The 13,371-nt window shown below is 69.2% G+C and carries 15 protein-coding genes; 7 read left to right on the top strand and 8 right to left on the bottom strand.

The genetic code is table 11. The features are described from left to right. Positions 1 to 26: 26 nt before the first annotated feature. Positions 27 to 1,271 (top strand): TlpA family protein disulfide reductase, encoded by a 1,245-nt coding sequence (locus tag C1746_RS02455; RefSeq protein ID WP_116713113.1) that lies wholly within the window; start codon positions 27 to 29, stop codon positions 1,269 to 1,271. A gap of 30 nt (positions 1,272 to 1,301) precedes the next feature. Here C1746_RS02455 and C1746_RS22905 read toward each other — a convergent pair whose 3' ends face one another. Then, positions 1,302 to 1,847 carry a TetR/AcrR family transcriptional regulator gene (locus tag C1746_RS22905; protein ID WP_162867285.1) on the bottom strand — a complete coding sequence of 182 codons (546 nt, stop codon included), beginning with the start codon at positions 1,845 to 1,847 and terminating at the stop codon, positions 1,302 to 1,304. A 148-nt stretch (positions 1,848 to 1,995) separates the two neighbouring features. On the opposite strand from C1746_RS22905, the gene C1746_RS02445 reads away from it, so the two are divergent. After that, positions 1,996 to 2,751, top strand: coding sequence for a DUF3995 domain-containing protein (locus C1746_RS02445; protein WP_162867284.1), 756 nt, complete (start codon positions 1,996 to 1,998; stop codon positions 2,749 to 2,751). 33 nt (positions 2,752 to 2,784) lie between these two features. Further along, positions 2,785 to 3,687: a hydroxymethylglutaryl-CoA lyase gene (locus C1746_RS02440; protein WP_116713110.1), complete on the top strand. Its 903-nt coding sequence runs from the start codon at positions 2,785 to 2,787 to the stop codon at positions 3,685 to 3,687. 28 nt (positions 3,688 to 3,715) lie between these two features. Here C1746_RS02440 and C1746_RS02435 read toward each other — a convergent pair whose 3' ends face one another. Next, positions 3,716 to 3,976, bottom strand: coding sequence for a hypothetical protein (locus C1746_RS02435; RefSeq protein ID WP_116713109.1), 261 nt, complete (start codon positions 3,974 to 3,976; stop codon positions 3,716 to 3,718). Positions 3,977 to 4,318: 342 nt separating this feature from the next. Here C1746_RS02435 and C1746_RS02430 point away from each other — a divergent pair, with 342 nt between their 5' ends. Further along, on the top strand, positions 4,319 to 4,822 hold the full coding sequence (locus C1746_RS02430; protein ID WP_116713108.1) for a gamma carbonic anhydrase family protein: 504 nt from the start codon (positions 4,319 to 4,321) through the stop codon (positions 4,820 to 4,822). A gap of 15 nt (positions 4,823 to 4,837) precedes the next feature. Here the strand turns inward: C1746_RS02430 and C1746_RS02425 are convergent, their stop codons facing one another. From C1746_RS02425 to C1746_RS02405, 5 genes are all read right to left on the bottom strand, one after another. After that, positions 4,838 to 6,586 (bottom strand): ThuA domain-containing protein, encoded by a 1,749-nt coding sequence (locus C1746_RS02425; RefSeq protein ID WP_162867283.1) that lies wholly within the window; start codon positions 6,584 to 6,586, stop codon positions 4,838 to 4,840. Positions 6,587 to 6,635: 49 nt separating this feature from the next. Continuing rightward, positions 6,636 to 7,208 (bottom strand): ATPase, encoded by a 573-nt coding sequence (locus C1746_RS02420; protein ID WP_116713106.1) that lies wholly within the window; start codon positions 7,206 to 7,208, stop codon positions 6,636 to 6,638. Then, entirely contained in the window at positions 7,205 to 7,591 is a 387-nt protein-coding gene (locus C1746_RS02415) for a TA system antitoxin ParD family protein (protein WP_162867282.1), read from the bottom strand. Before C1746_RS02415 ends, C1746_RS02420 begins: the two co-directional genes overlap by 4 nt. 105 nt (positions 7,592 to 7,696) lie before the next feature. Continuing rightward, positions 7,697 to 8,893 (bottom strand): aminotransferase class I/II-fold pyridoxal phosphate-dependent enzyme, encoded by a 1,197-nt coding sequence (locus C1746_RS02410; protein WP_116713104.1) that lies wholly within the window; start codon positions 8,891 to 8,893, stop codon positions 7,697 to 7,699. A 111-nt stretch (positions 8,894 to 9,004) separates the two neighbouring features. Then, on the bottom strand, positions 9,005 to 9,583 hold the full coding sequence (locus tag C1746_RS02405) for a COG4315 family predicted lipoprotein (protein WP_116713103.1): 579 nt from the start codon (positions 9,581 to 9,583) through the stop codon (positions 9,005 to 9,007). Positions 9,584 to 9,681: 98 nt separating this feature from the next. Between C1746_RS02405 and C1746_RS02400 the strand changes: the two genes are divergently transcribed. The 3 genes from C1746_RS02400 (at position 9,682) to C1746_RS02390 (ending at position 12,164) form a co-directional block, all read left to right on the top strand. Further along, a complete protein-coding gene (locus C1746_RS02400) occupies positions 9,682 to 10,242 on the top strand; it encodes an RNA polymerase sigma factor (protein ID WP_162867281.1) in 561 nt (186 codons plus the stop codon). A gap of 16 nt (positions 10,243 to 10,258) precedes the next feature. Further along, on the top strand, positions 10,259 to 11,029 hold the full coding sequence (locus C1746_RS02395; RefSeq protein ID WP_116713101.1) for an anti-sigma factor: 771 nt from the start codon (positions 10,259 to 10,261) through the stop codon (positions 11,027 to 11,029). Between the two features lie 73 nt (positions 11,030 to 11,102). Beyond that, positions 11,103 to 12,164, top strand: coding sequence for a 2,3-butanediol dehydrogenase (locus C1746_RS02390; RefSeq protein ID WP_116713100.1), 1,062 nt, complete (start codon positions 11,103 to 11,105; stop codon positions 12,162 to 12,164). Between the two features lie 9 nt (positions 12,165 to 12,173). Here C1746_RS02390 and C1746_RS02385 read toward each other — a convergent pair whose 3' ends face one another. Further along, a complete protein-coding gene (locus C1746_RS02385; RefSeq protein ID WP_116713099.1) occupies positions 12,174 to 13,367 on the bottom strand; it encodes a CaiB/BaiF CoA transferase family protein in 1,194 nt (397 codons plus the stop codon). Positions 13,368 to 13,371 lie beyond the last annotated feature (4 nt).

The raw sequence follows: 13,371 nt of genomic DNA, 5'->3' as shown, positions 1-13,371 counted from the left end.
GGCGTCAGTCCACCGTTGGGTGGCCGATGATCGTTCCGTGGCCGCTGCTGCTCAGCCTGGCGGTGAGTCTCGGCGCCGGCGCGCTCTGGGTGGTGCGACAGGGCGGGAGGGTCGGCGAGGTGCTGGACGTGGTCCTGTCGGTTGCCCTCCCAGCTGTCGTGACCGCTCGGCTGGTGTCGTTGGGGGTCGACGCGGTGCTGATCGGCGGATGGCCGCCACTGCCGGCCATGCTGAGCTTGGGTTCGGGCTTGCCGGCAGGCGCCGCTGTGATCGGTGGTGTTGTCGCGGGCTGGCGGGTGGTCGCCACGCGGACGAGTCCGGACACCGAATCCGCGAAGGCGACTGAGGGCTCTGGCCTCATCGGGCTGAGCGTCCAAGCTGGCTCCCTCGGACTGGTCGTCTGGGGACTGGCCAGCGTGATCCGGGGAGATGTCGCCGGCGTGGTCGCCCCCATTCCGTTGGGGGTGCCGCTGCCGGGGCTGGACGACCCCAGGGTTCCGGTCGGGATTCTGGAGGCGCTCGCATCCGCTGCGGTCTTCTGGGCCGTGGGGTGGGGCCCGGCAGCGGCGTGGCGTGCAGGACGGCAGGCCGCTCTGCTGGCCGCGGCGGTGGCCGCAACCGTGGTGGGTGGTGGGCTCCTGCGACCCGCGGTGGCGACCGTCGATGCGGACGTGGCTGCGGTGCTCGGGCTGGTCGCACTGGTGCTGACGCTCCCGTTGGCACTCGGGCGGGTCGGGCCGGTGACCAAGGTCGTCCTGCCCATCGGGGTGCTCAGCGGCCTGGGGATCATCGTGGCCGCGCTGCTGGCAGCCCCGGCCACGCTGCCGATCGATCGGGACGCGCTCCGGCCGTCGCTGGCCGGGGCCATCGCCGCTGGCGTTCCCGACGGTGAGCCGCCGGTCTGGGACGCCGAGGACGTCGCGGCGCTGGTCGCTGATGCCGATGGGCCGGTGGTCATCAACTTCTGGGCCTCGTGGTGTCCGCCCTGTCACGCCGAGGCACCGGCGGTCGCCCGTGCGGCAGATGCCATCGGCGACGCGACGTTCCTGGGCGTTCTGGTCGACGACTCGCCCCGTGGTGGGCAGACGTTTGCCGACCGATACGGACTGGGCTTCCCGACGGTGATCGACGGTGGGGTGAGTGCGGTGCTCGGCTCCGGCGGCCTGCCGACGACGGTGGTGCTGGACGAGACGGGTGAGGTCGCTCACCGAGAGGTGGGCGGCTTGGATGCCGCGAGCTTGGCGGCGGCCGTCGACCGGGCTCGGCGCTGAGCGTCGTCGGCGAAACCTGCCGGTCGTCTGTCAGGTCGTGACCAGTTCAGCGAGGTGCTCCAGCGCATCCCGGGACAGGGGCGGTCCCCCGTGGCTGCACCAGGCCCACTCGCCGATGAGGGCGCGATAGAAGAGGTCGGCGCGCATGGCCGCCGCCTCTCGAGGCACGCCGGCGTCCACCAACAGATCCCTCACGTAGGTGAGTCGACGGCCGTCCACGCGAGCCACGATCGTCGCGGCGGCGGGGTCTGAGGCCGCCCACTGACGGATCCGGGACTCGATGGCGTTGTAGGCCTCGCCCGGCGCGAAGGTGGCCTCGATCAACTGCCGGATCCGATCCTCGGCCGTCGGGGCGGTGCTGTCCACCTGCCGGATGATGGCCTCGGTAGCGACGTCCTCCCACGTGGCCATGACCGCGTCGATCAGAGCCTGCCGATTGGCGAAGTGCCAGTAGAAGCTGCCCTTCGTCACACCGAGTTCACGAGCGAGGGCCTGCACGGACAAGGCCGCCATCCCGTCACGACTGAGCGCTCGAAGGGCTTCCCTGGTCCAGTCCTGAGCGGTCTTCGCTGTCACGGTTTGCCACCATACGCACCCGTATGTTACGGTGCCACCATACGCCCCCGTATGGAACGATGAGCGGGCTCTCCGACCGCCCACGGATCGCGCGACAGCCCCAGATCGCATGAAAGGCAGTGCAACCGTGTTGACCCTCTGGACCGGCGTGAGCGCCACGATGTTCGTCCTCCTGGCCGTGGCGCACTCCTACCTCGGTGAGCGAGCCGTCATCCAGCCATTGCTGGCGGAGGCCTGGACGATCCCGATTCCGCGCTGGGCCGCCAACCGCTTGATCCGCTACGCCTGGCATGCGACGTCGATCGCGTGGCTCGGACTGGCCGTCGTGGCCGTCGGTGGTCGGCCGGTGATCGCCGTTGGCGCGGTTGGTGCGGTGTCCGGGATCGCGATGCTTGCCCTCCTCCGCGGACACCTGGCGTGGCCGCTGTTCCTCCTGGCCGCCTTTGCGGCCGGAGTCGAGACCGGTGTGGTGGGTCGTGCTGCCCTCACGGTCATGGCGGGTGGGGGCATCGTCATCCTGCTCGGGGCCGCGGCCGTTCACCTCTACTGGGTGTTCGGTGGGACGCGATGGTTGGACGTGGTGGTCCCAGCCGGCGTGGACGGGGCGCCCGCATTCACCCCCGGCCGCCTCGTCACGGTCGGGGTTGTCCTGCTGATGGTGCTCCAGGCTGCTGGGATCGCGGGCGCCGCCACCGTGGACGACCCACCACTCCTGCTGAAGACGGTGGTGGCAGCAGGTGGGGTCGTGTTGGCCTTGCGAGCCATCGGAGACGGACGCCAGACCGGGTTCACCAAGACCGACCGATCGACCGCCTTCGCCCGGTACGACGATCTGCTCTTCACCCCCCTGGTCGTGACGCTGGCGTTCGCGTCCCTGAGCGGCGTCCTCCTCGCCATGGGATGACCCGGAGGTCGGGCGAGGGCGTAGCCTTGGAGCATGAGCACCCACATCGTCGAAGTTGGTCCGCGGGATGGATTGCAGAACGAGGCGACCGTCCTCTCGCCCGGCGAGCGTGCCGAGTTCGTCCGACGGCTGGTCCAGGCGGGGGCCCGTCGGATCGAGACGGCCAGCTTCGTCCACCCCAAGCGGGTGCCGCAGATGGCCGGGGCGGAGGAGGTCATGGCCGAGGTTCCCCGGACGGCTGCCGACGGGAGCGCGGTGTCGCACATCGGTCTGGTGCTGAACGAGCGCGGCCTCGAGCGGGCGCTCGCCGCCGAGTGCGACGAGGTCAACCTGGTCGCGATCACGACCGAGACGTTCTCTCAGCGCAATCAGGGCGCCAGCGTGACTGACGTCCTGGACGCCACGACGCGGATGCTGAAGACCGCGAAGGCGGAGGGGGTGTTCACCTCCGTGACGATCTCGGCGGCGTTCGGGTGTCCCTTCGAGGGTGAGGTGTCCACCGAGCAGGTCATGCGCGTCGTCCGGGCTGTCGCTCCGGAGGAGCCGGACGAGATCGCGCTGGCCGACACCATCGGCGTCGGTGTTCCGGTCGACGTGAGCCGACTGGTCCGGGCCGTGCGGAACGAGACCGACGCCCAACTGCGGGCCCACTTCCACAACACGCGCAACACCGGCTACGCCAACGCGTTGATGGCCGCGGCCGAGGGCGTGGTCGCGCTCGACGCCTCCTCCGGCGGCTTCGGAGGCTGTCCGTTCGCGCCTGCGGCTACCGGCAACATCGCAACGGAGGATCTGGTGTACGCGCTGCACCGGTCCGGCATCGATGTCGGGCTGACGGTGGAGGACCTGGTGGGGCCTGCAGACTGGATCACGCAGAAGTTGGGGGCCGAGGAAGCGCCCGCACTGCTCGGGAGGGCGGGCAACTTCCCCGGCTGAGGGTCAGGTACTGGCTGAACGGTGCTCATCACCGTCGTGCGATCGATCGGACGGCGATGGTCGGGTCGACGAACCGCAGCCCGACGCGGATCAGGGCGAGGCCGACGGCTTGCTTGATGCCGGGCGCAGCCAGGCGCAGCAGGACCGAGCCAGGGGTGATGAACAGCAGGATGACGTCCGTCAGGGGAACGGACGGCTCGCGTATGAGTGGGTGGTGCCGAGCGAGTGCGGCGCGCCGGGATTGCTCAGCGCGGAACGCAACCACTTGGTGGTGGGCGTAGGGGTGCATGACAGAGTCCCTTCGAGGGGTTCTGCGGCCGCTGTCTGACATCGACTGTCAGACGTCGACCGCACGCGGTCGCGGAGACCGCCGAGGTGTGACCGGAGTGGGCCCGCACAGCGAGGCGGGCGCACGAACTGGAGAGGTCAGCCGTTAGGCCGTGACGTGGAGTCGCCCGAAACAGGGCATATCGTGGCGGGCCACGATGGCCGGGGCAGTGCTACTCATCATCATCGGTCGACTCCTTTCTCCTCGAAGGGCTTGGTCGGCGGGAAACGGTGGCGGAGCGTGCCGGCCCTGTCAAGTGGCGAGACCCCAGAACGGTCGATTCATCTGCAAGACTGCCGGACCATGGCACACATCATCACGGTTGACGGCAGATCCCCGGACGTTTCGGCTGCGAAGTTCATCGCCCCGACTGCGGTGATCACGGGAGACGTGACGTTGGAGGAGGGGGTCAGCATCTGGTTCGGGACGGTCATCCGGGCTGAGTACGACCCCGTGGTGATCGGTCGGAACTCCAATGTGCAGGACAACACGGTCATCCACACCGACCGTGGGCAACCGGTGATCGTGGGCGAGAACGTCACGGTCGGACACCGGGCACTGCTGCACGGGACCCAGATCGAGTCCGGCGTGCTGGTGGGGATGGGGGCCATCCTGCTGAACGGCTCCCGGATCGGGGCGGACGGGCTGGTGGCGGCCGGCGCATTGGTGCGCGAGGGGATGGAGGTCGGCCCGCGCCAGCTGACGGTCGGCGTGCCGGCGAAGGCAAGAGACCTGCCAGAGCAGCTCCAGCCGCCCTGGTCGAACGTGGACGACTACCTGGCTCTGGCGGACCTCTACGAGAGCTGACCGGGGCGGCCAGGGCTAGGGGCCTTCCCGAAGCTCCTCGGCCAGCGACTCGGGGAGGACACCAAGACCGCCGAGCAACACGAAGTCCGAGACATCCGCCCCCGCCAGAAAGCCCGCTGCGGGCTGGTCCGAGACGGGCTGATCACCGTCGACCAGCATGATCAGCCGGCCGGTCCGAGCACCGAACGCGCCGGCCGCCAGCGCGTCGGGAAAGTTCGCCCCGGTCGCGACCAGCAACTCATCCGCGGGCAGACCCCGCTCGACCGCGAAGTCCAGAACCGCGACGCCCGTCTCGTAGCGGGACAGGCCCGCGATCCGGGTGACCGTGGTGATGCCGGCGGCGCTGAGTTGGCCCTCGACCGCGTCTGGAACGGCGCTCGATCCGCCGACGATCAGCACGTCGTCGACCGCGCCATCCCGCATGGTCGCGAGGGTCGTCGATGTCAGACCGTCCGGGCCGGCCAGGAAGATCGGGTGGCCCTCGGCAGCGGCGACCGGTCCCACGGCCAGCGCATCCGGGAAGCGGTCTGCCGCTGCGACGACTGCGATCCCGCCGCGGGCGTCGCCCAGGGTGCTCGCAACCGCCTCTGCCGTCTCGATGCGATCACGCCCGGCCACGCGTTCGACCGACAGCCCGAGACGCCCCAGACCATCCGACACCGCTTCTGAGATCGCCGCCGGCCCGCCCATCACGACGACATCGGTCGCGTCCAACCGCTCCAACTCGGCCACGACGCGCGGGTCCAGGCTCTCTCCGACCGTGAGGAGCAGTGGCGCATCCAACCCTCCCGCGAGGGGCGCCGCCGCCAGGGCATCCGCAAACGATCCGCCGCTGGCCAGGACCACGTACTCGCTGGAGTCCCAGCCGGCTTCTGAGATGGCGAGCGCCGTCGCCACCCGATCGGGCCCGGCGATTCGCTGGACCTCGCCGGGGTCGGCCGGCTCGGGCCCCGTCGGCGTTGGGTCGGGTGAGGGGCCCGGATCGTCGCCGCACGCACCAGCCACACCTGCGGCGTAGCGGATCCCGCCGGCCAGGTGTGCCCGGAAGTCAGGCTCCTGGAAGCTGGCCGGGGTGTGGCCGCCCGCGGTGTACCAGGACCGCCCGCCGTCGTACACCTGGCACCACGCGATGGGGTGGTCCTCACCCATCATCCCGCCCTCGTAGGTGTCCTCGTCGAGCGTGGCCAGGACATGAACCGCATCGCGAGGGTTCTGTTGGAAGTCATACCACTCATCGGTCCGCACCCAGGAGTCGCCCAGGTGGAGCGTCGAGGCGTGGGTCCGGTCCTCCACCTCGACGGTCGCCTGAGCGGTGCCGGGCGGATGGCGGTCGAAGTACGCCCCGACCAACTCGCCGTACCACGGCCAGTCGTACTCGGTGTCAGTTGCCGCGTGGATGCCGGCGAAGCCCCCGCCACCTCGTATGTAGGCTTCGAACGCCGCCTGCTGCGGGTCGTTCAGGACATCTCCGGTGGTACTGAGCCACACGACGACGTCGTAGCCGGCCAGGTTCTCGCTGGTGAAGGCGCCAGCGTCCTCGGTCTGGTCGACCTGCCAGCCGCCGGCTGCGCCCAAGTCGGTGATCGCCTGGATGCCCTCCGCGATCGAGGGGTGCCGGAAGCCCTCGGTCTTGGTGAAGACCAGCACGTCGATGGGGTCTTGGGAGGTGGCTGCGGAGCCCCCTTCGACGCCGAGGAGCAAGGCTGCTCCCAACACGATCACCAGCGGGCATCCGAGCGTGAGACGACGAAGCGTGGCGGGCATGACGCGTGACACTAGGGAGCGGAGGCGGAGGCGGAAAGCGACCGTCTGATCAGGTACCGAGCGCGCCGAGTTCGGGTGGTGTCCACGTCGGCCAGCGCGGACCCAGAACCCAGATCCCGTCGCGCATCGTCCCGACTTGGACCGGGCCGACACCGCTGTTGTCCCACATGTCCACACGGCGACAGAGCGGTGCGGCTGCCACCACGTTGGACCACAACCGCGCATAGCGACCGACGATCTTGTGCTGCGGGACGTCGTGTTCGCCCACCTCGACCCGCGCTCTGACGCGTGCCACGGCCAACGCCGCGGGCACCATGAGCACGTGCAGGTGGACGTCGAAGGCGGCGGCTCGCGCCTCCGTCACGAGATCGACCTTCGAGGGGTGGGAGAAGACCGTCTCGGCGATGAACGACTCGCCGGCTGCGATCAGCTTCGATCGGACGGCGGTAGCGATGCGTGCGGCCTCGTAGGAGTTGGCCTCGGGATCCTCTGGCCACCGCTCGCCGGCGATCAGGTCGGCGTTGACGAACGGGACCCCTGGTCGGGCCGAGGCCAGGACGAAGCGCACGAAGGTGCTCTTCCCCGCCCCGTTCGGCCCGACCACGAGGTCGAGACGGCTCACGCAGCGTCGGCGTCACCGATGACGGACGTGCTGCCGTCCGGCTCCTGCCTGATGAGGGCACCGTCGGGGCCCAACGTCACCGTGGGCACACCCTCCGCCGCCAGACGTGCAGCGAAGTCTGCCCCGCTGGCGGCAGTCTCGATTCGGGCGTCGATCTCCGCGTGGGCGATTTCGCGCTCGGGATCGCTCAACTCCTCGAAGTGGACGGTCCCGTTGACCGCACCCATGATCCGCTCTCGTTCGCTGGTCTGGCCGGCCGAGACCGCCCGTCCGACACGCAACCAGAAGTCGATCTGCTGCGTCGTGGATCGACGGTTGCGATGACCTGACTCCGCCGCAGCGTCGACCAACGATTGGTCCAATCGAACGGGTTTGGTCGCCATGTACTCACCTGACATCGAAGCGTTCTGCTACAGCGTAGCATTTTGCAACAGCTGCCCCCAGTCCAGTCGGGCAAGGTTGCGGAAGGCGGCTAGCCCCCCAGATGCTCACCGGGCCAGGACCGATCCGACCCGATGGATGGCGTCGGTCACCACGGCGGAGGTGCCCGCGGCGTAGCAGATGCGGAACCATCCCGGTTCGCCAGCTCGCAGGGCCGAGCCGGGCGTCAGGTTGACCTGCGCCTCATCCAACACGTGTTGCCACAGGTCGTGTTCGGCCTCCCACGTCGGCTGGTCCAGGTGGTCGCGCAGATCACAGAGCAGGAAGAACCCCGCAGTGGGGGCAAGATGCGGGATCGACGCCTGGTCCAGGGCCGTCGTCGTCAGCTGGCTGGCGGTCTGCAGGCGCTGACGCATCCAGGTGAGGTACGCCTGCAACCAGTCCTCGTCCGTGAGCATGCCGGCCAGCAGGTGCTGGGTGTGACCGCTCACGCCGGACCAGAGGCCCTGGAGGTCGAGTGCGCCCAGGACCTGGTCGTTCTCGGAGATGACCGCGCCACAGCGCAGCCCGCTCATCCCGAAGTCCTTGCTCACGGCCCACACGACGTGGATGCGCTCGCCGAGCGACGGTCGCAGCTGCCCGACCGAGGTGAAGGACTCCCCGAACACGGACAGCGCGTAGATCTCGTCCACGATCACATGGAGCGCGTGTGACTCGGCCCACTGCAGCGCTGCCTCGACGTCATCGGCCGCGATGACCTGCCCGCGAGGGTTGTCCGGGTTGGTCAGCAGCAGCGTGGTGACCGGCACCTCCGCATCGGCCAGTGCCTGCTCGAGGATGTCAGGGGTCAGGTGGAAGCCGTCCTCTGCCAGGGTTGCGGCCGGCACGACGTGCAGTCCTGGTCGCACCTCCAGGTCGGGCCAGAACCCAGCGTAGGACGGGGTCGGGATGAGCACGCCGTCCCCCGGGTCGCCCAGCACGTGGCCGAGCGCCTCCAGGACCCCACTGGCCCCCGAGAGCACCCGCACGTGGGCCGGGTCGACGGCCCGGTGGAAGATCTCGCGCTCGAACAATCCAGCGATGGCCGTCCGCAGATCGGCCTTGCCGGCCATGTCGTCGTAGCCGACGACGTGGGCGGGGATGGCAAGGGGCTCCTCCAGCCGCTCCTTCAGCAGGTCGAACACCTGGTGGTTCTCCGCGATGCTGAGTGAGACGTACCCCTCGTCATGGCGATGCTCGAAGTGCGCCTGCAGGTAGGGCGCCATGCCGCCCTCACTCATCCGCTGCCCACGTCGCGAGACCATGACGCCGGATCGTACGGGGTGGCGGGACGACACGACGATGCGAGCCGGTCCCCTCAATGGAAGAACCGACTCGTGTCGTGACTGGCTTGGAAGTCGTGGTGCGACTGGGCCTCAGTAGTCGTAGGAGGCGTCGGAGGCGGGGGCCGCCTCGGCAGTCTCGTCCTGGATCAGCGACCCATCCGGGGCCGCTGCGAACCAGACGTCGCCGCTGCCCTGACCGTTGGTGTCCCCCGGCTCCAGGTCGCCGGTGAAGGTGTAGAGGGGCCACTCGCCCGCGACCAGCTGGAAGGTGCCGTCGGTGCGCTCCACCACGCTGAAGACCTCGGCGTCCAGTCCCTCGGGCACCTCCGCGGACTCGACGGTGACGGCGGGCCAGGCGTCCAGGCAGGCGTCCTCACAGGTCGGGGTGCCGTCGGAGTCCTCGGTGAACCCGTAGACCGTGAAGCCGTCCGCGTCGACGAGGATGTCGCCGACGTCGGTCGAGGCGGTGGTGACGATCGCCTCGCCGCCGGAGGGGCTGGAGTCATCGGTTGCGGCTGCGTCCTCGGCGGTCTGGGCGACCGCGGTGGCGGCGCCGACGTCCTCGGCGTCGGTATCGGAGCCACAGGCGGCCAGCGCCAGGGCCAGCAGCGCGCTGGCGGCGGCAACCTTGAGCGTGGAGGCGGTGCGGCTGGCGGCGGAGAGGGACATGGCGATCGTGCCTTTCGAGGGGGTGGGTGGTTGGCTGTCGGACCCCTGTACGGGGCTGCTGCCAAGACAGTTCGCAGAAATCTGAGAAACTTCGTGTCGTGGACCACAGCACTGCCTTTGCCTCGGGCGACCCGGACGCCGTCCGGGCGGTGGTCCGCCAGTACTCGCGCCCGATCCAGACCGTTGCGCGTTCCATCGTCGGAGGCGACAACGAACTGGTGGCCGACGTGGTGCAGCAGACGTTCGTCAAGGCGTGGAAGAACGCCAGCAGCTTCGACCCTGGGCGCGATCTGGCCCCATGGCTGTACGCCATCGCACGTCGGACGGCCATCGACGCCCTGCGCTCCGAACGACGGCCGACGCAGGGCGGCCACGACCCCGAGACCGATCTAGCCGTGGACCCGCCCTCCTTCGAGCGGACCTGGAACACCTTTCAGTTGCGGCAGGCGCTCGACCGGCTTCCGGATGACGAACGGGAGGCGGTTCGGCTGACCCATCTCGAGGGTTTGACCCAGCCAGAGGCCGCGGAACGATTGGGGGTACCCGTCGGCACCGTCAAGAGCCGCAGCCACCGGGCCATGACCCGGCTCCGCACCGCCCTCGCACACCTGGAGGATCCAGCAACTTCCGTGAACCGTTCCGGCACTCGACGCGTATAGGGGAACGGAGGAACCAATGTCCGATCAGCACCCGACATCCGACCAGCCGCCCGGCGATCCGCTCGAGGCGATGCTGACGGATGCTGCGCTGTGGGAAGACCCGCTGGAGGGACTGGAAGACCAGATCATGGCCGCGATCGCCGAGGAGGTCGCGGCCAGTCCTGACCTCCGCGTGATCGACGACGGTCCAGTGGTCGAGCACGATCCGGTGGTCGAGCACGACCCCGTGGTGATCACACCGCCCGAGGCACCCTCCGCCGACCTCGGCAGCCAGTCCGCGACGGTGACCGACCTCTCCGCACGGCGGTCCCGCGGTCCGCTGATCGCGGGCTTCGCGAGCGGCATCGCGGCGGCGCTGGCCCTGTTCGCCGTCCTGAGCGTCGGTGGCGTCTTCGACTCCTCCACCAACAGCCAGGACGGTTCCGCCGTCGCGGGCGACGAGGGTGAGAGCATCGAGCTGGCCCTTGCTGGCACCGACCTCGCACCCGACGGGGCACGGGCTGATGCGGTCCTGACCGAGACCGCGCTGGGCACCCGAATCATCGCGTCCTTCGAGGGTCTCCCGCCTGCTGAGGAGGGCACCTACTACGAGGCGTGGCTGCGGCAGAGCCCCGAGGTCGGTGTCTCGGCCGGCACCTTCCACCTTCGCGGCGGTGACGGTGAGATCGAGCTGTGGTCGGCGGTCTCCCCGCAGGACTACCCCTTGTTCACGGTCACGATCCAACAGGAGGGCGAGGGCGCGGCCAGCTCCGGCGAGGTGGTCCTCACGGCCCGCGTGGACGAGTAGTCCTCGCAACCCTGATGCAACGGGGGTGGCGCTAGCCTCGCCAGACCAGCCCCGAGCGAATGGGAGTCGCCAGATGCGAGCTGCACGGTTCCACGGCCAGGGAGACATCCGCATCGAGGAGGTGGAGGAGCCTGCGACCAGACCAGGGGCCGTCAAGATCGCGGTCGAGTGGTGCGGCATCTGCGGCACCGACCTGCACGAGTACCTCGAAGGGCCCATCTTCATCCCACCACCGGGCGAGCCCCACCCCCTGACTGGTGAGGAACTCCCGGTCATATTGGGTCATGAGTTCTCCGGCATCGTGTCCGAGGTCGGGGACGGAGTTGACGACCTGGCGGTCGGTGATCCAGTCGTCGTGGAGCCCTACCACACCTGCGGCGAGTGTCCGCCCTGCCGCGCTGGGCGGTACAACACGTGCCAGAAGCTCGGCTTCATCGGGCTGATGGGTGGTGGTGGCGGACTCAGCGAGTACGTGGTGGTCGACCGGAAGTGGATCCACCCCATCGGGAACATCCCGACCGACCATGCGGCGTTGGTCGAGCCCCTCGCGGTGGCGCACCACGCGGTGAAGATCTCCGGCATCGAGGAGGGCCAGACGGCCGTCGTGTTCGGTGCTGGGCCGATCGGGCTGGTGACCATCGAATGCCTCGACGCGGCTGGCGCCGGAACGATCATCGCCGTCGAGCCGGCCGCGGCGCGGAAGGAGCGAGCGGGACGGGCCGGTGCCGACCACGTCCTGGACCCAACGGAGGTCGATGTCCCGGCGAGGGTGCTCGAGTTGACGGGTGGGGAGGGCGCTGATCGGGCTTTCGAGTGTGCGGGGATCGACGCGGTCATGGCCGACGCCGTTGCCTCCGTCCGGGCCGGCGGGACCGTCGTGAACGTCGCGATCTGGGGGCACGCCGCCGAGTTCGACTTCAACAGCTTGGTCATGAAGGAGGTCAATGTCGTCGGGACCCTGGCGTACTGCGGCGACCACGAGGAGACGATCGAGCTGCTGGGCAGCGGTCAGGTGGACGCCGAGCAGCTGATCACCGCCAAGATCGGTTTGGATGACCTCGTCTCCGGTGCGTTCGAGGAGCTGGTCAACAACAAGGTCGAGCACGTCAAGATCCTGGTCTCACCGACCATGTGAGCAGTTGGCTCAGATCAGGTCGTTCGCCCGCAGGTCGTCGATCTCCTCCGCCGACATGCCGAGCAGGTCGCCCAGGACCTCCTGGTTGTGCGCGCCGAGCTCGGGGCCCACCCACTGGACCTCACCGGGCGTCTGCGACAGCCGCGGGAAGATGTTCTGCATCGGGAAGTCGCCGAACTCGGGGTGGGGCACGGTCACGATGGACTCGCGGGCCTGGAAGTGGGGGTCGTCGAGCATCTCGGGTGCCCGATAGATGCGGCCCGCGGCAACCGAGTGCTCGATCAGCAGATCCATCAGCGGCTCGGCGTCCACGGTGCCGGTCCACTCCGCGATGATGGCGTCGAGCTCCGCCTGGTGGTCTCCTCGCGCCACGTGGTCGACGTACTTCGGGTCCTCCGCCAGTTCCGGTCGCCCCATCGCCTCGCAGAGCCGCTGGAAGAGCGTGTCCTGGTTGGCTGCGATCAGCACCATGTGGCCGTCCTTGGTCGGGTAGACGTTGGACGGCGCGACGTTGGGCAGGAAGGCGCCGGTCCGCTCGCGGATGAAGTCGGCGATCGCGTACTCCGGGACGACCGACTCCATCACCGCGAGGACCGACTCGTAGATCGAGGAGTCGACGACCTGCCCCTGACCGGTCTGGTCACGGTGACGAAGGGCCGCGAGGGCGCCGAGCGTGGCGAACATCGCCGCCAACGAGTCACCGATCGAGATGCCCGCCCGGCTGGGCGGCGTCGACGGGTCACCGATGACGTAGCGCAGCCCGCCCATCGCCTCGCCCACCGAGGCGTAGCCCGGCCGCTTGCTGTACGGCCCCGACTGCCCGTAGCCGGACACCCGCACCATGATCAGGCCAGGGTTGAGCTCGTGCAGTCTCTCCCATCCGAGCCCCCACCGCTCCATCGTGCCGGGTCGGAAGTTCTCCAGCATGATGTCGGCGTCGGCCACCAGGTCCCGCACGATCTGCTGGCCGCGCTCCTCCCGCAGGTTGAGGGTGATCGACTTCTTGCCGCGGGCCGCGATCGGCCACCACAACGCCTTCCCGTTGGCCTTCTCGCGTCCCCAATGGCGGAGGGGGTCACCGACGCCGGGCTGCTCGATCTTGATGACCTCCGCGCCGTAGTCGGCCAGCAGTTGGCCGCAGTACGGGCCTGCCAGCAACTGGCCCATCTCGATCACGCGGATGCCGTCCAATGGACCGGGCATGCCT

It is taken from the genome of Euzebya tangerina (assembly GCF_003074135.1).
Classification (GTDB): domain Bacteria; phylum Actinomycetota; class Nitriliruptoria; order Euzebyales; family Euzebyaceae; genus Euzebya; species Euzebya tangerina.
This window is presented reverse-complemented; position numbering and strand designations above follow the sequence as displayed.

Coding starts and splice junctions, on each gene's coding strand:
- C1746_RS02425 (WP_162867283.1), bottom strand. CDS start 6,586: ATGCCCGCCACGCTTCGTCGTCTCACGCTCGGATGCCCGCTGGTGATC.
- C1746_RS02435 (WP_116713109.1), bottom strand. CDS start 3,976: ATGCACCCCTACGCCCACCACCAAGTGGTTGCGTTCCGCGCTGAGCAA.
- C1746_RS02385 (WP_116713099.1), bottom strand. CDS start 13,367: ATGCCCGGTCCATTGGACGGCATCCGCGTGATCGAGATGGGCCAGTTG.
- C1746_RS02455 (WP_116713113.1), top strand. CDS start 27: ATGATCGTTCCGTGGCCGCTGCTGCTCAGCCTGGCGGTGAGTCTCGGC.
- C1746_RS02390 (WP_116713100.1), top strand. CDS start 11,103: ATGCGAGCTGCACGGTTCCACGGCCAGGGAGACATCCGCATCGAGGAG.
- C1746_RS02395 (WP_116713101.1), top strand. CDS start 10,259: ATGTCCGATCAGCACCCGACATCCGACCAGCCGCCCGGCGATCCGCTC.
- C1746_RS02440 (WP_116713110.1), top strand. CDS start 2,785: ATGAGCACCCACATCGTCGAAGTTGGTCCGCGGGATGGATTGCAGAAC.
- C1746_RS02405 (WP_116713103.1), bottom strand. CDS start 9,583: ATGTCCCTCTCCGCCGCCAGCCGCACCGCCTCCACGCTCAAGGTTGCC.
- C1746_RS02430 (WP_116713108.1), top strand. CDS start 4,319: ATGGCACACATCATCACGGTTGACGGCAGATCCCCGGACGTTTCGGCT.
- C1746_RS02410 (WP_116713104.1), bottom strand. CDS start 8,893: ATGGTCTCGCGACGTGGGCAGCGGATGAGTGAGGGCGGCATGGCGCCC.
- C1746_RS02415 (WP_162867282.1), bottom strand. CDS start 7,591: ATGGCGACCAAACCCGTTCGATTGGACCAATCGTTGGTCGACGCTGCG.